Below are 23766 nucleotides of genomic sequence, written 5' to 3'. Positions count from 1 at the left end.
CTCAGTGGCGGGCTTCGACTTCGCTCAGCCCGAACGGAAACAAATCAATGGGCTTTAGCGGGTCGCGTTATATTTGAGCTGATCCTGGGTCAGGTTGAAACCCACGAGCAGCTCGAAGCTGGTTCGCTGCAGCGCCGCCTTGACGTCGGGCTGGGCGAAGGGATCGATCGCGGCGTCGGCGTCACCGGGCTTGCGCTTCTGCGTGATCTTGGTCTGGATGTCGGCGGGCAGCGTGGCGGCGGCCTTGTCGACGAAGGAGCCAGCCTTGGCCTGCGCGCTGGCGCGATAGTCGCCGGCGGCGAAGTTCAGCGTCACCTGCCCCACCCGCTTGGCCACCACGGCGTTGCCACCCCGCACCACGGCGGAGAAATAGGGCAGCACAACCTGCCGCGCCGCGCTGGCGTCGGTACGGCGCGCGTTCACGGTAAAGGTCGCCTCGGTATAGAATTGCGCCCCGTCCGTGCAGGCCGAGCGCAGGTTGGTGATGTTCGCCACCACATCGATCGCCGAAGCGTCGGTGCTGCTCGCCGGGTTAAACAGGGTGATGTCACCGGTCTGCGCCGGAATCGCCGCCGTCGGGCAGGCGGAGCGCACCGCGACGATACCCCCGGTCGCGTCAATCTCACCGCGCCGCGAGCAACCCGCCAAAGCCAGTGCCAGCATAGCAGTCAGGGCGATATGAGACATTTTCACAGGCAGATATTCCTTGGCGCGGCCACGAGGGCCAAAAGCTTTGCGCTTCCTTATCCATCCCCCGCCCGCCACGCAACCGCAAGGAAGCGGCTTTCCTCTTGGCGGACATTCGCCTAAGCGGCAGGGATGACCGATGCGCCCGCCGCCCTGCCGCCCATGACCCTGTTGATCGCCGCCCCGCGCGGCTTCTGCGCCGGGGTCGACCGCGCGATCATCATCGTCGAAAAGGCGATCGAGAAATATGGCGCCCCCGTCTATGTCCGCCACGAAATCGTCCATAACAAGTTCGTGGTCGACGGACTAAAAGCCAAGGGCGCGATCTTCGTGGAGAGCCTGGACCAGGTGCCCGACGGCGTGCCGGTAGTCTTTTCCGCCCATGGCGTGCCCAAGGCGGTGCCGGCCAAGGCGGAGGAGCGCGGCCTGGACTATCTGGACGCCACCTGTCCGCTGGTGAGCAAGGTCCACCGCCAGGCCGAACGCCAGGTCAAGGACGGCCGCCATATCCTGTTCGTCGGACATAAGAGGCATCCTGAGGTGATCGGCACCTTCGGCCAGGTGCCGGCCGGTACGATGACTCTGATCGAAACGGTCGAGGATGCCGAGACGTTCGCGCCAGCCGATCCGGAAAATCTGGCTTTCCTCACCCAGACCACCCTGTCGGTGGACGACACCGCGGCGATCGTCGCGACCTTGCTGCGCCGCTTCCCGTCGATCGCCGCGCCCAAGGGCGAGGATATCTGCTACGCCACGTCCAACCGCCAGACAGCGGTCAAGGCGATCGCCGCCCGCTGCGACGCGCTCTATGTGATCGGCGCGCCCAACAGCTCCAATTCGCTGCGGCTGGTCGAGGTGGCGGAGCGCGAAGGCACGCCCGCCCGCCTGATCCAGCGCGCCGACGACATCGATTTCGACTGGCTGAAGGATGTGAAGACGCTGGGCCTCACCGCCGGCGCCTCCGCCCCCGAAATATTGGTGCGCGAGGTGGTGAACCGAATCGGCGAGCATTTCGCGGTCGAGGAGGAGCAGGTCGAAACGGCGCGCGAAAGCATCGCCTTCAAACTGCCGCGCGGCCTCGAAACGGCTTGAACCATGGCCGTCTATACCCACGTCCCCGCCGAAGAGATCGACGCCTTCCTCACCCGCTATGACGCCGGTCGCCTGGTGTCTGCCAAAGGCATCGCCGAAGGGGTGGAGAACAGCAATTATCTGCTGGAAACCACCGGCCCAAATAGCATTTCCGATTCCGGGCACGGCCATCGCTATATCCTGACGCTATACGAAAAGCGGGTGGATGAAGCGGACCTGCCCTTCTTCATGGATCTGCTCGACCATCTGGGTGCGCGCGGCTGCCTGGTTCCGCGTTTCATCGCCGACCGCGATGGCCAGCGGCTCCAGCAGCTTTCCGGCCGTCCCGCCTGCCTGATCGAGTTTCTGACGGGCATTTCCGTCACGGAGCCGACACCCGGCCAGGCGCGCGCCGCCGGTGTGGCGCTGGGTGAATTGCACAAGGCGGCGCTGGGCTTTACGGGCGAGCGCCGCAACGCGCTCGACAAGGATGGCTGGCATGTGCTGGCCGACAAATGTGGTGAGGATTTCGATCTGATCGCGCCGGGCCTCGCCGCGCGCGTGGGGCAGGAACTGGCCTTTCTCGATGCCCATTGGCCCGCCAACCTGCCCCGCTCGGTGATCCACGCCGACCTTTTCCCCGACAATGTGCTGATGCTCGGCGATGCGGTGACGGGCCTCATCGACTTCTATTTCAGTTGCACCGACATCCGCGCCTACGACCTGGCCGTCACCCACAGCGCATGGTGCTTCAGCAACGACGGCGCGACCTGGTTCGGCGAGCGCGCGGCGGCGCTGGGCGCGGGCTACATGCAGGCGCATGGCCTTAGCGAGGCCGAGCGAGCCGCCTTCCCGATCCTGTGCCGGGGTGCGGCGTTGCGCTTCCTGCTGACGCGCGCCTATGACTGGATCAACACACCCGCCGATGCCCTGGTGACGCGGAAAGACCCGCTCGCCTATCTCCGCCGGCTGGACTTCTATGCCAAGGCCGACCCGGCGGACCTGCTGGGCCGCTAACGAACAGCCATTCGGGCTGAGCCTGTCGCGGCCCCTTGCTTGCTTCCCTTGAAGAATAGGGCATCTCTTCTCTCATGACCGACCTTCCGACCGTAGACATTTTCACCGACGGCGCCTGCAAGGGCAATCCCGGCCCCGGCGGCTGGGGCGCGGTGCTGCGCTTTGGGACCACGGAGAAGGAAATCTCCGGCGGCGAGGCGCAGACCACCAATAACCGCATGGAGATGATGGCGGCGGTCGAGGCGCTCAACACGCTCAAGAAGCCGTGCCGCGTGACGCTCTACACCGACAGCAAATATGTGATGGACGGCATCACCAAATGGATTTTCGGCTGGCAGAAAAATGGCTGGAAGACCGCGGACAAGAAACCGGTCAAGAATGCGGAGATCTGGCAGGAACTGGTCAAGGCCACCGCGCGCCATCAGGTGACGTGGAAATGGGTGAAAGGCCATGCCGGCCACCCCGAAAACGAACGCGCCGACCAACTCGCCTGCGCGGCGGCGGAGTCATTTCGGAAATAGGGTTGGAACAAAGACATTCCCTTCCCGCTTGCAGACGAGGGAATAATGTCCGCTCATGGCCGCTTACCATCATCCTCCCCTCGCAGGGGAGGTGGCTGGCGAAGCCAGACGGAGGGGTGTCCCCGCTATCGATGGGGTGACACCCCTCCACCGGCTTCGCCGGTCCCCCTCCCCTTACAGGGGAGGATTTTATGTCCGACAATGGCCGTATCAAGATCGGTAGTTCCCACGCCTTTCCTCGTCGGGGGAACCGCCCGTTTACTCCGATTCTTCGACAGGCGCGCCGGGGCCGTTCTTCAGGATCGAGTCGATCGCGTTCTTCGCGCTCGCCTTCGACGTATAGCCTTCGGTCCAGAAGATGACCTCGGCATTATATTTGAACTTGGCGACGAACTCGCCCGCCTTGTTCTTCTCGATCACGAACTTGTGGGCCATGGCATATCCTCCGGACTTTGTTGCGTTACCGAAACCGCTCCGGACGATAAGCAGCGAAATCGATGCTGGCAACTGCTTCCGGCATGGCCGATCCGGTGAGCAGCGCCGCGCCCAGCAATGCCGCCGCCGGGGCGGTCTGGATGCCGAAACCGCCCTGCCCGGCGAACCAGAAAAAGCGCGGCACTGCCGGATCGAAACCATAAAGGGGCGCACGATCTGGCGCGAAGCTGCGCAGCCCCGCCCATTTATGCTCGATCCCCCCGACCCGCCAATCGACCACCTCCTCAAAGCGCGCGATCGCCTGCGCCACCGCCATTTCCTCCGGCGCGGCGTCGCAGGGGGCAGACGCTTCCTCATCATGTGGGGTCAGCCAGATACGCTCCTGCCCTTCCGGCTTGAAATAGAAACGCCCCTGCAAATCCATGACGCGGGGCAGGTCGGGCGACGGCAGGCCCGGCACCCGCAACTGCACCACCGTGCGGCGCAGGGGCGTGATGCCGACCGGCGCGACACCGCTGCGCCGCGCAACCTCATCCGCCCAGGCGCCGGCCGCATTGACCAGCACGCCGCACGCAACCGGCCCTTCGCGCGTCTCGACATGCCAGCCGCCGTCCGTCGCCTGCGCGCCCAGCAGCGGCGACGACAGCCGCACCACGCCGCCCAATTGCCGGAACCGGCGCAGATAGGCCTGGTGCAGCGCCGCGACATCGATATCCCGGCAGCTCGCCTCCATCACCCCCAGCGTCCATTCCGGGCGCAATCCCGGCACCAACGCTCCCGGTTCAACCGGCTGAAGGTCGACCTTCCCCGCAAATTGCGTCAGCAGCGCGTCGCGCACCGGCTCGTCCCCCGCACGCCCGACATGCAGCGTCCGGCGCGGCGACAGGAAGCTGCCATGATGGAAATCCGGGTCCGGCGCGGTTAGCAACGGTCCCGACGCGGTGGTCAGCGGCTGCACTATTGGCCCGCCATAAGTCTCCTCCCAGAAGGCAACCGAACGGCCGGTGGCGTGATAGCCCGCCCGATCCTCCATCTCCAGGATCAGCACCCGCGCGTCGACCGCCAGTTGCGCGCCAAGGCTCGCGCCGGCCATGCCGCCGCCCACAATCACAATGTCGAAAGCTGTCAATTTCCAGTCTCTTGCGGCGCAATCTCGTCCAGAAAAGCATCGATCCGGGCGAATGCGTCCAACCGCACCGGATCGACCTCGCGCAATATTTCGTGCGCAGCCTCCCGCCCATAGACATGCAACCGCGCATGGGGAAGCCGTGCCGCAACTTGCCGGATCGCGGCGGTCGACACGAGCTGATCGGCCTGGGTGGCGAGGATCAGCAGCGGACAGGCGACTCCGGCCACCTGCGGTCCCTCCGCCAGCGCTCGCGTCGATGCAAGCGCCTGCGCCACCCAGGTCCAGCTTGGCGGCCCCAGCGCGATCTCAGGGTCATGGGCGCGCCACCACAGTTCATCGGCATAGCGATCGACATCATGGGTCAACCTCTTCTGCCGCATCCGCCGCAGCCGCTCGCTATCCTCCTTCTGCGTCCAGGCCCGCCGTTCGCCCTGCCCACTGGCAACCATCATGCGCGCAATGGCGACCGCCAACCAGCGCGGCAACGGCGCGCTATGCACGCCCAGCATCGGCGCGATCAGCACGGCGGCGTCGGGCGGCGGCATCCCTTCGGCGAGCGCGCGCAGCAGCATATGACCACCCATCGAATGGCCCAGCATCACCGTCGGCCCATCCCCCTCCGCGCGCCAGTCGGCGGCCAGAGCCTGGAGGTCCGCGATATAGTCAGCGAAATCATCGATATGCCCGCATAGCGGATCATCGGTCAGCCGCCCCGATCCGCCCTGCCCACGCCAGTCGAAGCTGGTCACGGCCCAGCCGCGCCGCGCCATATGATCCATGGTCTCCAGATATTTTTCGATCATGTCGCCGCGCCCGTTGAGCAGCAGCATCCGGCCACGTCTCCCATCGCCCAGCCGGTAGCGGCGGATTGGCCAGCCGTCGGGCGCGGACCAATGGTCCAGCCGCCCGCCCGTCGGCCAAGCGCGCCGGTCGAAGGCCGGGGAAGGGAAAGAGGGCGAATCCATGCCCCCATGGTTACGATTCGGTAAGCCATATGGTCTAGGGAATAGTGCCCATGTTGGGGGAATATTTCCGGCTGGCGCTGATCGTCGCCCTGGGTGCGTTGCTGATCGCGGCGGCGATCACCGATCTGCGCGCGCGCATCATCTCGAACCGGCTGAACCTGACCGTCGCGCTGCTGGCGCCGCTCTGGTGGCTGGCCTGCGGGCTGGAGCCGTGGCCAGACATGGCGGTGCAGTTGCTGGGTGGCGCTCTCGTCTTCATCCTGTTCACCGCCCTCTTCGCGATCGGCGTGATGGGCGGCGGCGACGTCAAGCTGCTCGGCGCGCTGGCGCTCTGGTTCCCGTGGCAGGCGATGCTCAGCCTGATCGTCCTCATGGCGTTGCTGGGCGGCGCGGTGACGCTGGCGACCGTCCTGCATCACCGGCTGGCGAAAAGGCCCGGCCAGCCCGAAATCCCTTATGGCGTCGCCATTTCAGCCGCAGCCCTTTGGGTGCTTGGCGAACATTATCTTAACCATTTTGCGTGATGGATGGGGCACTGGGGGCAGTGCACCCGTTCTAGGGAGGCGTATTTCGTCATGGATGCCAAGAAGATCGTGCTGCTGGTAGGCGCGCTGATTATAGCCGTCACGACAGCGCTGCTTGCGCGCAACATGCTCGGCGCATCGAGCGCGCCGCAGGTCAACGCTGCGGCCATGCCGGCCGACGCCGACCTGCCCCATGTGCTGGTCGCGACCAAGGCGCTGCCCGTCGGCACCATCCTCGACGCCGAAAGCTTCCGCTTCCAGCCATGGCCCAAGGATCTGATCGAACAGGCCTATTATCTGCAGGGACAGGCCGATCCGGCCAAGCTCGCCGGCAGCGTCGTGCGCACCGCCATCTCGGCGGGCCAGCCGTTGACGCAGGGCGGGCTGGTCAAGCCCGGTGATCGCGGCTTCCTGGCCGCTGCGCTGGGGCCGGGCCTGCGCGCCGTGACGGTGCCGGTATCGGCGCAAAGCTCGGTCGCGGGCTTCGTCTTTCCCGGCGACCGCATCGACCTGGTCCTGACGCAGAGCGTTACGGGCGGCGGCGACGGCGAACCGCTCAGAGTGTCCGAAACCATCCTGCGCAACCTGCGCGTGCTCGCCACCGACCAGCGCATGGACGCCATGGGACCGGACGGCAAGCCCGTGGTCCAGACCTATTCCAACGTCACCATCGAAGTGACGCCCAAGATCGCCGAAAAGATCGCGGTCGCCCAGACCGTAGGATCACTGTCCATGTCGCTGCGCTCGATCGCCGACAGTGCGTCCGACCTCGACGCCGCCATTGCGGGCAGCGATGTCGACCTGCCCGAAGGCGCCAGCCCGAAGGCGGAAAAGGCGATCATCGCCAAGCTGGCGGCGCGCCCGGTCGATCGCGGTTCCACCTACTCCACGGGCGCCGACGTGTCACGCTATCAGCGCAGTTCGGTCCCGGCCAAGGCGGATACGGCGCCCGCGGTCGGCCCTAATGGCGCACCGGCCGGCACCGTCGCCTTCAAGGGGCCAGTGATCCGCGTGGCGCGTGGAACCAACGTGACCGAAGTGCCGGTCGGGGGGAAGTAAGATGAAGTCCACGTACAAATCTGCCGGCCCGGCGATCGCGCTGGGCCTGGCCGTCGCGACCATGATCGCGCCCACGGCGGCACTGAACGCCGCCCCCTCCAGCGCGCAGGACAATGCGATCCTGCTGTCGGTGGGCGGCAGCCGCGTGGTCAACCTGTCGTCGAAAATGTCCGACGTGGTGATCGCCAATCCCGATGTGGTGGATGTCCATGTCCGCTCGCAGAATCAACTCTATCTGATCGCGAAGAAGGCAGGCGAAACCACCGTCTTCGTCACCGCCCCCAACGGCAAAGTGCTGTTTTCGGGCAATGTGCGCGTCGGCAACAACATCACCAGCATCGACGACATGCTGCGCCTGGCCATGCCGGAAGCGGATATCGCCGTGAACAACATGAACGGCATGGTGCTGCTGACCGGCACGATCAAGGCGCCCGAGGACGCGGCCGAGGTCGAACGGCTGACCCAGGCCTTCGTCGGCAAGGATGTGACCGTGGTCAGCCGCCTGCGCATGGCGACCCCGTTGCAGGTCATGCTGCAGGTCAAGATTTCCGAGGTCAGCAAGGATGTCGGCCACAAGATCGGCACCAACTTCGCGAGCGCGGACAAGAGCAGAGGCACTCTCGGCTTCATAGGGGGTGGCACTCGCGCCTTCTCCACCTACACAAAGCCGGAAATTGATGCCGTCACAGGTCTTATTACGAAGCCAGCGGAATGGACCTTCAACAATCCCGCCGACGGCAGCTTCAGCCTGGGCGGCGTCGCCCGTATCCTGGGCATGGACATTGCGGGGGCGCTGGACCTGGCCGAATCGAGCGGCCTCGCCACCACCCTGGCGCAGCCCAACCTGACCGCCTTGTCGGGCGAAACCGCCAGCTTCCTGGCGGGCGGCGAATATCCCTATACGGTCAACAACGGGCCATCGTCGGGCAACAGCATCGAATTCAAGCAATATGGCGTGCAGTTGGCCTTCACGCCGACCGTGCTGGCCGACGGCCGTATTTCCCTGCGCGTCCGGCCGACCGTGTCGAGCCTGGACTTCTCGATCAGCGCCAGTGTCCCCGCGCTCAGGAGCCGCACCGCCGAAACCACGGTGGAACTGGGTTCGGGTCAGGCCTTCATGATCGCCGGCCTGCTCAACAATGAAGCGTCCAACAATGTCAACAAGCTCCCTGGCCTCGGCAACCTGCCGATCCTGGGCAGCCTGTTCAAATCGCGCCAGTTCCAGCGCAACGAGACCGAACTGGTCATCGTCGTCACCCCCTATCTGGTGAAGCCCATGAACGCATCGGACGTGGGGTTGCCGACCGACGGGTTCCGCAATGCCGATGTGGCCCAGGGCCTGCTGGCGCAGCAGGGTAATGACGGGGTGAGCGGCGCGCGCGGCGCGATGCCCAGCCGCGCACCGGACGCGCCGGGCATTTCGCAGGCCGCGCCGGGCAAGCCGGGCAAGGACGCCAGCGCCACCCCCGGCTTCAGCTTCTGACGGAAGGACGAACGACATGACCTCCCAAATCCCTCTCCGTCTGTCCAGCCTGTCGCTGGGCGCCCTGGCAGTTCTCTCACTGTCACTCGCAGGCTGCGTGACCGACAGTCAGAACCGCAGCGTCGAATCGATCCACCAGCCGATGGTGCGCTATGCCAGCTACACTTTCGACGTGCAGGCCGGGGCTGACGACAGGCTGGCTCCCGTGGAAGCCCGCCGTCTCGACGACTGGTTCGCCTCTATCCGCCTTGGCTATGGCGATCAGGTAGCGATCGTCTCCGACGGCTATCATGGCTCCGCGCTGCGCGACGGGATTGCCGCCGTCGTGGCGCGCCACGGCCTGCTGGTGGGCGAAGACAGCTCCGCCGTTGCCGGTGCCGCGCCCCAGGGTGCGATCCGCCTGATCGTGCGCCGCGCCAGTGCCAACATATCGGGCTGCCCGGACTGGAGCGCGAAGCAGGAAACCGAGACGAATCTCGGCACCTCCTCCAATTTCGGCTGCGGCGTGAACGGCAACCTCGCCGCCATGGTCGCCAATCCGGAGGATCTGGTGCGCGGCCAGAGCACGGACAGCGACCTGCGCACCGCCACGTCCAACCGCGCCATTTCCACCTATCGCGACAAGGCGCCGACCGGCGCCGGCGACCTCAAGCAGATAAAGGCGGGAGCCCAATAAGATGAACGCACCCTGGAAACCCGGCGCAGGCCTGCGCGATCCCTTCCACGCTTTCGTCTGCGACGACCATAGTTTCGACATGCTGTGCGCGGTCGCGACCGAAATGGGCTGGGCGCCGGAAAAGGTGAGCAGGGGCGGTATGCGCAACGCCGTGCAGAGCCTGTCGATCACCGCTTCTCCGCAAATCCTGTTCGTCGACATGTCCGAAAGCGGCGATCCACTGAACGACATCAACAGCCTGGCCGAAGTCTGCGAGCCTGGAACAGTGGTGATCGCCGCCGGCCAGGTCAACGACGTCCGCCTCTATCGCGATCTCATTGCCAGCGGCATCCAGGATTATCTGCTCAAGCCCTTTGGCGCGGATCAGTTGCGCGACGCGCTGGCGCAGGCGCAGGCCGTGTTCATGGCGCCGCGCGAAGCGGGTCCGGAGCGGCCCCACAGTACCCTGGCGGTGGTCGGCACGCGGGGGGGAGTCGGCGCCTCCAGCATCGCAACCTCGCTCGCCTGGATGATTTCGGAAAAGAAGAAATACCCGACCGCGCTGCTCGACCTCGATGTTCATTTCGGCACCAATGCGCTGGCCATGGACCTGGAGCCGGGCCGCGGCCTGACCGATGCGATCGAGAATCCCAGCCGCATCGACGGGCTGTTCATCGAGCGCGCGATGGTGCGGGCGAGTGACCGGCTGGCCATCCTGTCGGCCGAAGCGCCGATCAGCCAGCCGATGCTGAACGACGGCGGCGCCTTCTACCAGTTGATGGAGGAATTTCGCCTCGCTTTCGAATGCAGCGTCATCGACCTGCCGCGCAACATGCTGATCCAGCATCCGCACCTGATGAGCGACGTCAATGTGACGCTGGTCGTGACCGAACTGACGCTGGCGTCGGCGCGCGATACGATCCGTATCCTGTCCTGGCTCAAGACCAATGCGCCCCAGTCGCGTCTCGTGGTGGTCGCCAACCGCGTCCATCCCGGATCGCCCGAGATCAGCCGCAAGGATTTCGAACAGTCGATCGAGCGCAAGATCGATGTCCTCATCCCCTTCGACCTGCGCGTCGCGGCGCAGGCGGCCAAGCTCGGCAAGACGCTCGCCGAAACCGCCAAGAGCAGCAAGGTCGGCGCAGCCTGCACCGCGATGCTCAATGCAGCGCTGGGCGCGGCGGAGGCGGATGATGGCGCGGACGGCAAGCCGACAGCCAGGAAAGGCACTTCCCTGCTCGGCAAGATCGACTTCAAGACCATGATCTCGTCGCGCCGCAAGGCCAAGGTCGCACTGGAAGATTGACGGAGCGCCGCCCTTTGCCGGCGGCTCATGAAGGACAGGCGAAGAGATGGACGGCAATATCCTGTTGATCGCGGTGCTGGTGGCGACGATGCTGGGCCTTGCCCTGGTCGCTTTCGCCAGCCCGTCGCCGGACAAGGCGCGCAAACGCCGCGTCGCCCTGATCCGTGGCCGCCACAGCGATTCGACCGAGGCGATGATGGAAGCGCGTATGCGCAAGGTCATCTCCAATCGTCCGACCGGGACCGAAGCCAAGCTACTGGTGTCGCTGATCCCCAATCCGGACAATCTGGCCAAGCGGATACGGATGACCGGCAAAAAATGGACGCTCAGCCAGTATATGACGGCCTGCGCCGTCGTTTTCCTGGTCATCACCGCCCTCCTGACCTTGCGCGGCTTTCCCTTCCTGTTCGCGTTGATGGTCGGCCTGGCCGCGGGCCTTGGCCTGCCGCACTGGTGGGTCGGCCGCCTGATCGGCAAGCGGATCAGCCAGTTCACCGCAAAATTTCCCGACGCGCTGGAACTGCTGACGCGCGGCCTGCGATCGGGCCTGCCGATCGCGGAGACGCTGGGCGTAGTGTCGAACGAAATCCCCGGCCCGGTGGGCGTGGAGTTCAAGCTCATCACCGAACGCATCAAGATCGGCCGCACGATGGAGCAGGCGTTGCAGGAAACCGCCGACCGCCTGGGCACGGCGGAATTTCAGTTCTTCGTCATCACCCTGGCGATCCAGCGGGAAACCGGCGGCAACCTTGCCGAAACCCTGTCCAACCTCGCCACCGTGCTGCGCCAGCGGGCGCAGATGAAGTTGAAGATCCGCGCCATGTCGTCGGAATCAAAGGCGTCCGCCTATATCATCGGCGCGCTCCCCCCCCTGGTGTTTGGCCTGATTACCTACATCAACTTCCACTATATGAGCCCCTTCTTCACGCCCGATCCGGCGGGCATTTTCGGGCTGTCGCTGATGCAGGTCATCGGCATCGGCGGCATGTGCTGGATGGGCATAGGCGCCTTCATCATGGCCCAGATGGTCAGTTTCGAGATTTGACAAGGGAGCGATAGGATCATGGACGCGCCTACCCCCGCCGGCACCCTGTTCGGCCTGACCGCCACCGATTTCGGCACCCTGCTCGCGGCTCTAGCGACGCTGGCGGTGCTGTTCGCCCTCTATGCGGTGATGACGGTGCGCGATCCGATGGCCAAGCGCGTCAAGGCGCTCAACGAACGGCGCGAGCAGTTGAAGGCCGGCATCACCGCGTCGACCGCCAAGCGCCGCGCCAAGCTGATGCAGAAGAACCAGACGACCGACCAGATGCGGTCCTTCCTGTCCAGCCTGAAAGTGTTGCAGGACGACCAGCTCAAGGATGCGCAGATCCGCCTGGCCCAGGCCGGCATCCGGTCCAAGGATATGGCCGTCACGGTGATCTTCGGCCGGCTGATCCTGCCGATCCTTATCGGCGGCCTGGCCGCGATCCTGCTCTATGGCGTGGGCATCGAACCCGAATGGGGGCCGATGAAGCGCTTTTTCGCCTTCGCCATCACGCTGCTGCTCGCCTACAAGGCGCCCGACCTCTATATCGACAACAAGGTGCAGAAACGGTCGGCCGCGATCCGCAAGGGGCTACCCGACGCGCTCGACCTGCTGGTCATCTGCGCCGAAGCGGGCCTGACTGTCGACGCCGCTTTCAGCCGGGTCGCGCGCGAACTGGGCAAGGCCTATCCCGAACTGGGCGACGAGTTCCAACTCACCGCGATCGAACTCAGCTTCCTCACCGAACGCCGCATGGCCTTCGAAAATCTCGCGAACCGCGTGAAGCTGGATGCGGTGAAGGGCGTGGTCACGACCATGATCCAGACCGAAAAATACGGCACACCGCTCGCCAGCGCCCTGCGCGTCCTGTCGGCCGAGTTCCGCCATGAACGCATGATGCGCGCGGAAGAAAAGGCCGCCCGCCTGCCCGCGATCATGACCGTGCCGCTGATTCTCTTCATCCTGCCGACCCTGTTCGTCGTCATCCTGGGTCCGGCGGCCTGCTCGATCAGCACCGCTTTTTAAAAAATCTGCGGGCGGCAAGAGGCGCTGCCGTAACGTCCTTGCCGCCCATGGCCCGCACCGGTTAATTCTTGGCTGGAACCCAGTGGTTTCCTCACTTATTTCTTCCGACAACAGAGGAAAGAAGAGAGGATCACATGACCATCATCCGTGCCGCCGGCCACGCTGCCGCCTTTGCCGCCGCAGCCCTTGCCGCCATCGCCGCCCTGCCCGCCCAGGCGGCGCAGCCCGTCACCGGCCGTTGGGCCACGGTCGATGGAAAGGCGATCGTCAACATCGCCCCCTGCGGCCAGCAACTCTGCGGCCGGATCGAAAAGATCGTGAAGCCCACGCCGGGCCGCCCGCAGACCGACATCAAGAACCCGGACCCCGCGCTCCGCTCCAAACCGCTCGTCGGCCTGGCGCTGCTCTCCGGCTTTTCGGACGATGGCGACCTGTGGAAGGGGACGATCTACGACCCGGAAAGCGGCAAGAGCTACACCAGCAAGGTCAGCCGCAACGCCAACGGCACATTGAAGGTGCAGGGCTGCATCGCCTTCTTCTGCAAGACCCAGACCTGGACGCCCGTACGATAGGGGCAGGGAGGGGCTTTCTCCCTCCCCCGCGGGGGGGGGAACTCGTCACGCCGGAAACAGCACCCCGCCCGTCATCGGCTCCGGCGCTCCGGTGGTTCCCGGAAAGCTGATCGGCAGCCCCTTCAGGTGCCGCACCGCCATATAGGCGAAGCCCTGCGCTTCCAGTGCGTCGCCGTCCCAGCCCAGGCCATCGACCGACAGCACCTGCGCCCCGGTCCGCTGCGCCAGCATCGCCATCAGGGTCGCATTGTGCCGCCCGCCGCCCGCCGCATATATCTGCGCCGGCCGTTCGGGCAGATGATCCACGCCCCGCGCCACGGCGGCGGCGGTGAAGGCCGTCAGGGTCGCCGCCCCATCCTCCAGCGTCAGCCCCTCCACTGCTCCGATGCTGAACTGTTCGCGATCGATGCTTTTGGGCGGGGGGGCGTCGAACCAGGGATCGGCCAGCATCGCCGCCAGTCGCGCCTCATCCACCCGCCCCTGCGCCGCCGTCGCGCCGCCCGCATCATAGGCGGCTTGCCCACGGGTCTGCATCCAGTTGTCGATCAGCCCGCTCGCCATGCCGGTGTCGAAGGCGATCAGCGTCCCGTCCGACCCGATGAAGGTGATATTGGCGACGCCGCCCAGGTTCAGCACCGCCACCGGCTTGACCAGCCCCTGCGCCAGCGCGCGATGATAGACCGGCAGCAGCGGCGCACCCTGCCCGCCCGCCGCCACGTCGGCGCTGCGCAGGTCGCCCACCACCGGGATGCCGAACCCGCCGGCCAGCGCCGCGCTATCGCCAATCTGCCAGGTCCATCCCCGTTCGGGCCGGTGCGCGACGGTATGGCCGTGAAAGCCGATCACGCTCACATCCTCGGCGATATGCCCGCTGCGCCCCAGCAGGTCGGCGACCGCCTCGACATGCCGTTCGGTCAGTTCCGCCTCCACCGGCGCGATCAGCGGATCGGCACCCGGCTGCTCCATGGTCATCGCCCGCTGGCAGGCTTGCGCCAGGCGCTGACGGAAATCGTCATCATAGGCCATCGCGTGGAAGGCAACCGGCGTCACCGCGCCCTCCCCGTCCGTTTCGATCAGCGCGGCGTCGATCCCGTCGCGTGAGGTGCCGGACATCAAACCGATTGCTAGCATGATCGAAAACTCCACCTCTTTTATCGCTCTCGTCCCAATGCTACAGGCGCGCGCCATGAGCAACTATCAGTCCGATCTCCTCCGCCTGCTGGAAACACGCGGCTACATCCATCAACTGACCGATGCGGAGGGGCTGGACGCCCTCGCCGCACGCCAGGTGGTGCCGGGCTATATCGGCTTCGATCCGACCGCACCCTCGCTCCATGTCGGCAGCCTGGTTCAGATCATGATGCTGCGCCGGATGCAGCAGGCGGGGCACAAGCCGATCGTGCTGATGGGCGGCGGCACCGGCAAGGTCGGCGACCCCAGCTTCAAGGACGAAGCGCGCAAGCTGATGACCAGCGACACGATCGCGTCCAACGTCGCCAGCATCAAGCGCGTGTTCGAGAAGTTCCTGACCTTCGGTGACGGCCCGACCGACGCGGTGATGGTCGACAATGCCGACTGGCTGGACAAGCTGGAATATATCCCCTTCCTGCGTGACATCGGCCAGCATTTCTCGGTCAACCGGATGCTGAGCTTCGACAGCGTGAAGATGCGGCTCGACCGCGAACAGTCGCTCAGCTTCCTTGAGTTCAACTACATGATCCTCCAGGCCTATGATTTCCTGGAACTGTCGCGCCGCGCCGAATGCCGGTTGCAGATGGGCGGGTCGGACCAGTGGGGCAATATCGTCAACGGCATCGAACTGGCGCGCCGGGTCGACGGCACGCAGGTCTTCGGCATCACCAGCCCGCTCATCACCACGGCCGACGGCGGCAAGATGGGCAAGACCATGAACGGCGCGGTGTGGCTGAACGCCGACGCCCTGCCCGCTTATGATTATTGGCAGTTCTGGCGGAACACGCAGGACGCCGATGTCGGCCGGTTCCTGGCGCTGTTCACCGACCTGCCGCTGGACGAGATCGCCCGGCTGGCGGCGCTGGAGGGCGCGGAAATCAACGATGCGAAGAAAATCCTCGCCGACGCCACCACCGCCATGGCCCATGGCGCGGACGCCGCGCAGGCCGCCGCCGAAACCGCGCGACGGACGTTCGAGGAAGGCGCATCGGACGCCAACCTGCCGACCGTCAGCCTTGGCGCCGATGGCCTGACCGTGGTGCAGGCCACCACGGGCCTCGGCTTCGCCACATCCAACAAGGAAGTGCGCCGCAAGCTGACCGAAGGCGCGATCCGCGTGAATGGCGATGTCGTCACCGACCCGGCGACAATGCTCAAGCCCGGCGACAAGCTCAGCTTCGGCGCCAAGAAACATGGGCTGGTGGTCGCCTGATCAGGAAAAGAGCGTTAGCCGCAGGTTAACGCTCTTTTCTAGCAAACCGTCCATTTCGCGGCACTAGGCTTGGGGCATGTCGTCCTCCGTCTTTGCCGATCTCGGCCATGTCCTGCGTTCACGCGACCCGTCCGTCGAGCAGCGTCGCGCAAGCCGCGAACTGGTCGACATGGTGAGCCACGCGACCGTGCGCGGCCGCAACCAGGGCATCCGGATCATCAACATCTCGGCGCTCGGCCTGATGTGCCGAACCGAAGGCGAATGCCTGACCGGAGAGCGCATCACCGTCTGGCTTCCGGTGGTGAAGGATTATCCCGCCGAAATCCGCTGGGTTCAGGATGGCCGGGCGGGCATGGAGTTTGTGGAACCGATCCCGCCCACCCTCTACAGCGCGATGATGGCCCTCATCCCGCCACGCCGGACGGCCTGGTAATGCCCGCAAACGGAATAGCGCCATAAGGACAGCTTCCGTCATCCTGACGAAAGTCAGTATCCATTCGGCGCGACCTTTCCGGCTCAGATTAACGCAGAAGCCTCAGCCCAATTTTCAGCGTCATGCCGGACTTGATCCGGCATCCAGAGTCGCAGGTGCCGCCCTTTGTGGCCCTGGATGCCGGATCAAGTCCGGCATGACGGGATAGGAAACGCCTTAAAGGCTGAATGTCGATCGGCCCTACCCACCGCGCAACAACCCCACCGCCGCATCCTTCTCGAACAGATAGAGGCAGGTCCGCGCCGCCTGGCCCCGCGCGCTGTCCAGCCCGCCGTCCCGCTCGATCAGCAGATGCGCGTCGTCCCGCGCCGGATCGACCAGCGCCGCCACATGTTCGGGCGTCGCCAGCTTCAATTCCGCCTCGCCCGACTGGCGCGTGCCCAACACCTCGCCCGCGCCGCGCAGCTTCAGATCCTCCTCGGCGATGCGGAAGCCGTCATTGGTCTCGCGCATCAGCGCCAGCCGCGCGCGCGACGTTTCCCCCAGTGCATTGCCGCGCAGCAGCAGGCAGACCGACGGCTTGTCGCCGCGCCCCACCCGCCCGCGCAACTGGTGCAACTGCGCCAGCCCGAACCGGTCCGCCCCCTCGATGATGATGAGGCTGGAGTTGGGCACGTCCACCCCCACTTCGATCACGGTGGTCGCCACCAATATCTGCGTGCGGTTGGCGGCGAAGGCCTCCATCGCCGCATCCTTGTCCGGCCCCTTCATGCGCCCGTGGACCAGCCCCACCCGATCGCCGAACCGCAGTTTCAGCGATTCCGCCCGCGCCTCGGCCGCCGCCTGGTCGCTGGTCTCGCTTTCCTCGACCAGGGGGCAGACCCAATAGGCCTGACCCCCGCCCTCGACATGGCGGGCCAGCGCTTCCACCACCTCGTCCAGCCGCGTGGCGGACATCACCACCGTCTGGATCGGCTGGCGCCCCGGCGGCATCTCGTCCAGCCGCGACACGTCCATCTCGCCATAATAGGTCAGCGTCAGCGTGCGCGGGATCGGCGTCGCCGTCATCACCAGCAGGTGCGGCGCGCGTTCCGCCTTGCTCGCCAGCATCATCCGCTGCGCCACGCCGAAACGATGCTGCTCGTCGATCACGGCGAGGCCCAGCGCCTTATACTGCACCGCTTCCTGAAAGATGGCGTGGGTGCCGACGAGGATGTCGATGCTCCCGTCCGCCAGCCCCATCAGCGTCGCTTCCCGCACCTTCCCCTTCTCGCGCCCGGTCAGGATCGCGATCTCGACCGGCAGCCCCGCCGCCATTTTCCGCAGCGTCTCATAATGTTGCCGCGCCAATATTTCGGTCGGCGCCAGCATCGCGCCCTGCATCCCCGCCTCGACCGCGTTGAGCAGCGCCATCAGCGCCACCAGCGTCTTGCCCGATCCCACATCGCCCTGCAGCAGCCGCAGCATCGGCGTCGCCTGCGCCATGTCGCCCTCAATCTCGGACGTGGCGCGGCGTTGCGCCCCGGTCGGTGCGAAGGGCAGTTTCAGCATCGCGCGCAGTCGCCCGTCGCCCTCGATTGGTACGCCCCGCCGCCGCCGCGACGATTGCCGCACCAGCATCAGCGCCAGTTGCCCGGCGAATATCTCGTCATAGGCCAGCCGCTCGCGCGCCCTGGCGTCGGACGGATCGGCATGAACCCGCGCCAGCGCCTCGCGCCAGGCGGGCCATTGCTTGCGCGCCAGCAGGCTCGGCTCGATCCATTCGGGCAGGTCGGGCGCACGGGTCAGCGCCTGAATCGCGATATCGCGCATCCGGTTGTTGGTCAGCCCCTCCGACAGGCCATAGACCGATTCGCGCGCCGGGACCGTGCCCGCTTCTTCGGGCGGCAGCACATAATCGGGATGCACCATCTGGAGCGTGTCGCCATAGCTTTCCAGCTTCCCCGACACGAATTTCGGTTCATTCAGCGGCAGCAGCTTTCGCGGCCAGGCGCTGTTCTTCCCGAAATAGACGAGCGCGACATGGTTGCCATGCCCGTCCACCGCATCGACGCGAAACGGCGCCCGCGTGCTACCGCTGGCGCGATAATCGACGGGTGTCAGCATCGTGCCGATCACCCGCCCGGCATCCGCCATGTCCAGTTCGTCGGTCAGGTGCCGGTCGACCCAACTGACCGGCAAATGAAAGGCGACATCGACCGCCCGCGCCAGCCCCAGCCGCTCCAGCGGACGGGCAAGCGCGGGGCCGATCCCCTTGAACAGGGATATTTCGGCAAAGAACGGATTGAGAATATCGGGTCGCATGGCTATCTGACGGCATCTAGAGCATTTTCGAGGCGGCCGGAACGGCCGGCGGCTCGGAAAATGCGACAAACAAGAGCACCGCAGCCGGGACGGTCATACAAACACCCGATCGGCCTCTTTGCCGCGCCCGTTAAAGGAACAAATTGTGAACGACAATCCCCTGATGCGCCGCCTGAAATTCCGGGCCTGGCATCGCGGCACGCGGGAAGCGGACTATACGGTCGGCGGCTTCTTCGAGCGTTATCATATGGAATGGTCGGGCGAGGACATCGCCTGGTTCGAACGCTTCATGGAGGAGCAGGATGCCGACATCATCGGCTGGGCGCTCGGCACCATCCCCGTCCCCGACGCATGGAAAGGCCCGATGATGGACAAATTCCTGAAACTCGATTTCGTGAAGATCGAAAACTGATACATCCTCCCCTGTAAGGGGAGGTGGCATCGCGCAGCGATGACGGAGGGGTGTCCCCCTCTCGATAGCGTGACACCCCTCCACCGGCTTCGCCGGTTCCCCTCCCCCTCAGGGGGAGGAAGGAAGAAATAGCATGACCGATCTCCAGAAAATCCTGAAGGCGAAGGCGCCTCTCACCCTCTCCGGCGTGCCCGCGGGGTTCCAGCCCTGGCTGCTGGCCGACATCGCCCGCGCCGCCGGCGCGGCGGGCGGGCGCACCGTCTTCATCGCCTCCGACGAGCAACTCATGCGCGCGGTCATGGACACAGCGCATTATTTCGCGCCGGAGATCGAGATCATCGAAATCCCCGCCTGGGACTGCCTGCCCTATGACCGCGCCAGCCCCTCGCTGCGCGCGGCATCCGCGCGGCTCGCGGGCCTCTACGCCCTGCAGGCCAAGCCAAAAGGGCCGCAACTGGTCGTCACCACGCTGGCGGCTATGACCCAGCGCACCCTCACCCCCTTTCGCGTCCGCCAGCTCGTCGCGAAGCTAGCGCCCAAGGAGCGGATCGCGATTCAAACGCTGGCGCAGATGCTCCAGGCGAACGGCTATGTCCGCACCGACACGGTGCATGACCGAGGCGAGTTCGCCATTCGCGGCGGCATCGTCGATCTTTTCCCCGGCGGCGAGGAGCAACCGCTGCGCCTCGACTTTTTCGGCGACGAGATCGAGACGGTCCGCCGCTTCGATCCCGCAGACCAGCGCACGATCGAAAATGTCGACGGCTTCACCCTCCTCCCCGCCTCCGAAGCCTTGCTGGATGAGGAGACGATCAAGCGCTTCCGTAGCCGCTATCGCGAAACCTTCGGCGCGACCGCGACCGGCGACCCGCTCTATCAGGCGGTCAGCGACGGCCGTCGCCTCGCCGGCATGGAACATTGGCTGCCCCTGTTCGAGGAAAAGCTGGTCCCCCTCGCCGACCATCTGGGCGAAGGCACCGTCCTGATCCGCGACCCCGGCGTCGCAGGCGCGGCGGAATCCCGGTTCGAGGCGATTCGCGACTATCACGCCAACCGCGTCCAGGCGAAGTCGTCCGACCCCGGTTCCTACCGTCCGTTGAAGCCCGACTCCCTCTATCTCGACGCCGCCGAATGGGACGCTGCCGTCGCGACCCTGCCGATGCACGGCACCACGCCCTTCCACGAACCCGAAAGCACGACCGTGCTGGACTTCGCGGTGGACAGCCCGCGCGATTTCGCCCCCGAACGCGCGCAGAACAGCAACATCTACGAAGCCGTCGGCAAGCATATCGCCGCCCTGCGTCGCGAGAAGAAAAAGATCGTCATCGCCAGCTATTCGGTCGGCGCACGAGAGCGCCTGTCCGGCCTGCTCACCGATCATGGCGTCACCCGCCTCGCCGCCGCCGATAGCTGGCAGGAAGCGCTGGGCATCGCCGCAAACGGCAGCGTCACCCTCACCGTCCTCGCCCTCGACCATGGCTTCACCGCGCCCGACGTCGCCGTCCTCACCGAACAGGATATGCTGGGCGACCGCCTCGTCCGCCGCGCCAAGCGCAAGAAGAGCGCCGACGCCTTCCTCCAGGAACTGGCCACCCTCTCGCCGGGCGATCTCGTCGTCCATATGGACCATGGCATCGGCCGCTATGAGGGGCTGACGCAAATCCCCGTCAGCAAGGCCGCGCATGATTGCGTCGCCCTGACCTATGCCGGCGGAGACAAGCTCTATGTCCCGGTCGAAAATCTCGAAGTCCTCTCCCGCTACGGCAGCGAGAATGAGGGCGTAACCCTCGACAAGCTCGGCGGTGAAGCCTGGCAGCGGCGCAAGGCGCGGATGAAGGAGCGCATCCGCGAAATCGCGGGCGAACTGCTCAAGACCGCCGCCGAACGCGCCCTGCGCGCCGCCACCGTCGCGGAACCCGACGCAGCCGGCTACCCCGCCTTCGTCGACCGCTTCCCCTATCAGGAAACCGACGATCAGGACCGCGCGATCAGCGATGTCGTGGAAGACCTCGGCGCGGGCAAGCCGATGGACCGCCTCGTCTGCGGCGATGTCGGCTTCGGCAAGACCGAGGTGGCCCTGCGCGCCGCCTTCGTCGCGGCGATGGCCGGGATGCAGGTCGTGGTCATCTGCCCCACCACCCTGCTCGCCCGCCAGCATCACATGAATTTCGAGGAGCGTTTTCGCGGCTTCCCGGTCAATATCGGCCACCTCTCCCGCCTCGTCCCCGACAAGGAGGCGAAGGCGACCAAGGCGGGCCTGGCCGACGGCACGATCGACATCGTCGTCGGCACCCACGCCCTGCTCGCCAAGGGGCTGGAGTTCAAGCGCCTCGGCCTCGTCATCGTGGACGAGGAACAGCGTTTCGGCGTCACCCACAAGGAACGCCTGAAGTCCCTCAAGACCGACGTCCATGTCCTGACCCTCACCGCCACGCCGATCCCGCGCACGCTGCAAATGGCGATGTCGGGCCTGCGCGAACTGTCCGTCATCCAGACCCCGCCGGTCGATCGCCTGGCGGTGCGCACCTATGTCATGCCGTGGGATGGCGTGGTCATCCGCGAGGCGCTGCTGCGCGAACATTATCGCGGCGGCCAGAGCTTCTTCGTCGTGCCGCGCATCGCCGACCTGACCGAAATAGAGGAATTTCTCCGCAACGAAGTGCCGGAAATCAAGGCCATCGTCGCCCATGGCCAGATGAGCGCCACCGATGTCGAGGAACGCATGTCCGCCTTCTACGACAAGCGTTACGACGTGCTGCTCTCGACCACCATCGTCGAATCCGGCCTCGACATCCCCAGCGCCAACACGCTCATCATCCACCGCGCCGACCGTTTCGGCCTCGCCCAGCTTTACCAGCTACGCGGCCGCGTGGGCCGGTCGAAGACCCGCGCCTATGCCTATATGACGACGCCCGCCAACCGCATCATCACCGAAACGGCGGAAAAGCGGCTAAAAGTCCTGTCCGACCTCGATACGCTTGGCGCAGGCTTCCAACTGGCGTCCCACGACCTCGACATTCGCGGCGCGGGCAATCTGGTCGGTGACGAGCAATCGGGCCATATCAAGGAAGTCGGCTTCGAACTCTACCAGTCGATGCTGGAGGACGCGATCATGGACGCGAAGGCTGGCGGGGTCGGCTTGGAGCCGCGCCGCGACAGCTTCTCGCCCCAGATCACGGTCGACGCGCCGATCCTCATCCCCGACGATTATGTGCCGGACCTCGACCTGCGCATGGGCCTCTATCGCCGCATCAACGAACTGGAAGACCGCCAAGCCCTGGAATCCTTCGCCGCCGAACTGATCGACCGTTTCGGCAAGCTGCCGCTGCCCACGCAGAACCTGCTCAAGATCATCGAGATCAAGCAGAATTGCATGACCGCGAACATCTCCAAGATCGACGTCGGCCCCAAGGGCGCGCTGGTCAGCTTCTTCGAAGACCGCTTCCCCAAGCCTGCGGGCCTCATCGCCTACGTCCAGCGCCTGAACGGCGTCGCCCGCCTGCGCCCCGACAGCAAGATCGTCCTCGACCGCGCCTGGGCCGACCCCCAGGCGCGACTGAACGGCGCGCTACAACTGTCGAAGGGACTGGCGAAGGCGGCGGGCTAAGTCGGCGGCGAAGCAGCCGATGCCTGCGTCAGATCAAGCACCTCAAAGCCGCTAGCGGCGACACGCCGACGAATATGACTGCCCGTAGGAGTCACATAGACGCTCCTGTGTGTAACCCGCTCGATGCGATAGGTGCCGGCGGCATCCGCATCTTTCGCATCAGGATGCGTCGAATAACGCCGCTGCGCAATCTGCGCCAGGATCGTCGGTGCCCAGCCGGGCGTGCGCGACCCGCGCAATATCTCTGCCTCCTCCGTACGGCCATCGGGCCGTATCCAGAAGCCGACGTCGATCCACTGGATGCTGGCCAGATCGCTCGACCGTACCGGCACCGGATCCGGCGCACCAAATGAACGCGCTTGGGCATTGGCGTCGGCTGCCGCATTGCTGGCATAGGGCGGCGCCCAGATCAGGATAGGACCGGTATCCTGATCCTCCGCAATTTCGCCCACTAATCTGGTGATTGCGCCATCGTCACCGCCGCGGGCCGCGATGCGTAGCCTCACCACCCTCAGCGCCGTCCGAAACCCCGGCTCCTGCGCGATCGGACGGCGCTCCAGTTCATTCAGCATCTGGTTCGCCTCGCGCGGCTTGTCCATTGCGGCCGCAAGCCACACCCGCTTCATTCCGGCCATCATTGCAGCATAGGCGCGACCGTCCGCCAAGGCCGCCTGCTCGATCCCGCGATAGGTGCTTTCCGCCTGCCGATAGTTGCGCAACTTGATCCACATATCGCCCAGCGCAGTCGTCGCAGAAAGTACCGCAACATCATCGGGCGGCAGATTGTCGCGCAGGATTGCGACCTGATGTGCGACCGCGCGGCGATAATCGTTCTGATCGCCCTCATGCAGGGAAACCGTAGCCATTGCCTCATACAGGGCGGCGACGGGGCGCGGCGCAATCGCTCCCTTGTCGCGATTTCGGCCGATGGCGGCCGACAACAATCGCTTGGCGTCGAGATAGGCTCCGCCGCGAAATTTTTCTTCGGCCAGAGCAATGGTCGCCTGCGCGTCGCGCAACGGCGTACAATCGCCACGGGCGCATTCTGCCTGCACCTCGACAAGACGCTGGCCGGTAACAATGATATCGGAAGATGGCGACTGGAGAAGAAGCAAAAGGGCGAACATTC

Annotated in this window: 22 protein-coding genes; 15 read left to right on the top strand and 7 right to left on the bottom strand. The window is 65.5% G+C overall.

What is annotated here, in order from left to right; translation table 11 throughout:
- Positions 1–54 precede the first annotated feature (54 nt).
- Positions 55–663 carry a hypothetical protein gene (locus MOK15_RS01450; RefSeq protein ID WP_242932594.1) on the bottom strand — a complete coding sequence of 203 codons (609 nt, stop codon included), beginning with the start codon at positions 661–663 and terminating at the stop codon, positions 55–57.
- A gap of 156 nt (positions 664–819) precedes the next feature.
- Between MOK15_RS01450 and ispH the strand changes: the two genes are divergently transcribed.
- The 3 genes from ispH (at position 820) to rnhA (ending at position 3296) form a co-directional block, all read left to right on the top strand.
- Positions 820–1779, top strand: a complete 960-nt coding sequence (gene ispH / locus MOK15_RS01445; protein ID WP_242929966.1) for a 4-hydroxy-3-methylbut-2-enyl diphosphate reductase — start codon at positions 820–822, stop codon at positions 1777–1779.
- A 3-nt stretch (positions 1780–1782) separates the two neighbouring features.
- The gene (gene thrB / locus MOK15_RS01440) at positions 1783–2775 is read left to right on the top strand and encodes a homoserine kinase (protein WP_242929965.1); all 993 of its coding nucleotides are present in this window, start codon (positions 1783–1785) and stop codon (positions 2773–2775) included.
- 74 nt (positions 2776–2849) lie between these two features.
- On the top strand, positions 2850–3296 hold the full coding sequence (rnhA, locus tag MOK15_RS01435; RefSeq protein ID WP_242929964.1) for a ribonuclease HI: 447 nt from the start codon (positions 2850–2852) through the stop codon (positions 3294–3296).
- 258 nt (positions 3297–3554) lie between these two features.
- Here rnhA and MOK15_RS01430 read toward each other — a convergent pair whose 3' ends face one another.
- From MOK15_RS01430 to MOK15_RS01420, 3 genes are read right to left on the bottom strand one after another with little or no spacing between them, the layout of a single operon-like run.
- The gene (locus tag MOK15_RS01430; RefSeq protein ID WP_242929963.1) at positions 3555–3731 is read right to left on the bottom strand and encodes a DUF1508 domain-containing protein; all 177 of its coding nucleotides are present in this window, start codon (positions 3729–3731) and stop codon (positions 3555–3557) included.
- Positions 3732–3756: 25 nt separating this feature from the next.
- Complete coding sequence (locus MOK15_RS01425; protein ID WP_242929962.1) at positions 3757–4860, bottom strand: FAD-binding oxidoreductase; 1104 nt, start codon at positions 4858–4860, stop codon at positions 3757–3759.
- Positions 4857–5825 carry an alpha/beta hydrolase gene (locus MOK15_RS01420; RefSeq protein ID WP_242929961.1) on the bottom strand — a complete coding sequence of 323 codons (969 nt, stop codon included), beginning with the start codon at positions 5823–5825 and terminating at the stop codon, positions 4857–4859. The genes MOK15_RS01425 and MOK15_RS01420 overlap by 4 nt, the downstream gene beginning before the upstream one ends.
- A 50-nt stretch (positions 5826–5875) precedes the next feature.
- Between MOK15_RS01420 and MOK15_RS01415 the strand changes: the two genes are divergently transcribed.
- From MOK15_RS01415 to MOK15_RS01380, 8 genes are all read left to right on the top strand, one after another.
- Positions 5876–6349, top strand: coding sequence for a prepilin peptidase (locus MOK15_RS01415; RefSeq protein ID WP_242929960.1), 474 nt, complete (start codon positions 5876–5878; stop codon positions 6347–6349).
- 51 nt (positions 6350–6400) lie between these two features.
- A complete protein-coding gene (gene cpaB, locus MOK15_RS01410; protein ID WP_242929959.1) occupies positions 6401–7408 on the top strand; it encodes a Flp pilus assembly protein CpaB in 1008 nt (335 codons plus the stop codon).
- 1 nt (position 7409) lies between these two features.
- Positions 7410–8891, top strand: coding sequence for a type II and III secretion system protein family protein (locus MOK15_RS01405; protein WP_242929958.1), 1482 nt, complete (start codon positions 7410–7412; stop codon positions 8889–8891).
- Positions 8892–8907: 16 nt separating this feature from the next.
- Positions 8908–9567, top strand: coding sequence for a CpaD family pilus assembly protein (locus MOK15_RS01400; RefSeq protein ID WP_242929957.1), 660 nt, complete (start codon positions 8908–8910; stop codon positions 9565–9567).
- A 1-nt stretch (position 9568) separates the two neighbouring features.
- On the top strand, positions 9569–10852 hold the full coding sequence (locus MOK15_RS01395; protein ID WP_242929956.1) for a pilus assembly protein CpaE: 1284 nt from the start codon (positions 9569–9571) through the stop codon (positions 10850–10852).
- A gap of 46 nt (positions 10853–10898) precedes the next feature.
- Positions 10899–11897 carry a type II secretion system F family protein gene (locus MOK15_RS01390; protein WP_242929955.1) on the top strand — a complete coding sequence of 333 codons (999 nt, stop codon included), beginning with the start codon at positions 10899–10901 and terminating at the stop codon, positions 11895–11897.
- An 18-nt stretch (positions 11898–11915) separates the two neighbouring features.
- Positions 11916–12905, top strand: a complete 990-nt coding sequence (locus MOK15_RS01385; RefSeq protein ID WP_242929954.1) for a type II secretion system F family protein — start codon at positions 11916–11918, stop codon at positions 12903–12905.
- A gap of 134 nt (positions 12906–13039) precedes the next feature.
- Complete coding sequence (locus MOK15_RS01380) at positions 13040–13477, top strand: DUF2147 domain-containing protein (protein WP_242929953.1); 438 nt, start codon at positions 13040–13042, stop codon at positions 13475–13477.
- Between the two features lie 45 nt (positions 13478–13522).
- Here the strand turns inward: MOK15_RS01380 and MOK15_RS01375 are convergent, their stop codons facing one another.
- Positions 13523–14608: an anhydro-N-acetylmuramic acid kinase gene (locus tag MOK15_RS01375; protein WP_242929952.1), complete on the bottom strand. Its 1086-nt coding sequence runs from the start codon at positions 14606–14608 to the stop codon at positions 13523–13525.
- A gap of 55 nt (positions 14609–14663) precedes the next feature.
- Between MOK15_RS01375 and tyrS the strand changes: the two genes are divergently transcribed.
- Positions 14664–15881: a tyrosine--tRNA ligase gene (gene tyrS / locus MOK15_RS01370; protein ID WP_242929951.1), complete on the top strand. Its 1218-nt coding sequence runs from the start codon at positions 14664–14666 to the stop codon at positions 15879–15881.
- 76 nt (positions 15882–15957) lie between these two features.
- The gene (locus MOK15_RS01365; protein ID WP_242929950.1) at positions 15958–16314 is read left to right on the top strand and encodes a PilZ domain-containing protein; all 357 of its coding nucleotides are present in this window, start codon (positions 15958–15960) and stop codon (positions 16312–16314) included.
- Between the two features lie 240 nt (positions 16315–16554).
- Here MOK15_RS01365 and recG read toward each other — a convergent pair whose 3' ends face one another.
- Entirely contained in the window at positions 16555–18618 is a 2064-nt protein-coding gene (recG, locus tag MOK15_RS01360) for an ATP-dependent DNA helicase RecG (protein WP_242929949.1), read from the bottom strand.
- Between the two features lie 145 nt (positions 18619–18763).
- Between recG and MOK15_RS01355 the strand changes: the two genes are divergently transcribed.
- Both MOK15_RS01355 and mfd read left to right on the top strand, forming a co-directional pair.
- Positions 18764–19030: a succinate dehydrogenase assembly factor 2 gene (locus MOK15_RS01355; RefSeq protein WP_242929948.1), complete on the top strand. Its 267-nt coding sequence runs from the start codon at positions 18764–18766 to the stop codon at positions 19028–19030.
- 133 nt (positions 19031–19163) lie between these two features.
- The gene (mfd, locus tag MOK15_RS01350) at positions 19164–22637 is read left to right on the top strand and encodes a transcription-repair coupling factor (RefSeq protein WP_242929947.1); all 3474 of its coding nucleotides are present in this window, start codon (positions 19164–19166) and stop codon (positions 22635–22637) included.
- Here mfd and MOK15_RS01345 read toward each other — a convergent pair.
- A complete protein-coding gene (locus MOK15_RS01345; RefSeq protein WP_242929946.1) occupies positions 22634–23764 on the bottom strand; it encodes a hypothetical protein in 1131 nt (376 codons plus the stop codon). The genes mfd and MOK15_RS01345 overlap by 4 nt on opposite strands.
- Positions 23765–23766 lie beyond the last annotated feature (2 nt).

It is taken from the genome of Sphingobium sp. BYY-5, from assembly GCF_022758885.1.
Lineage (GTDB): Bacteria > Pseudomonadota > Alphaproteobacteria > Sphingomonadales > Sphingomonadaceae > Sphingobium.
This window is presented reverse-complemented; position numbering and strand designations above follow the sequence as displayed.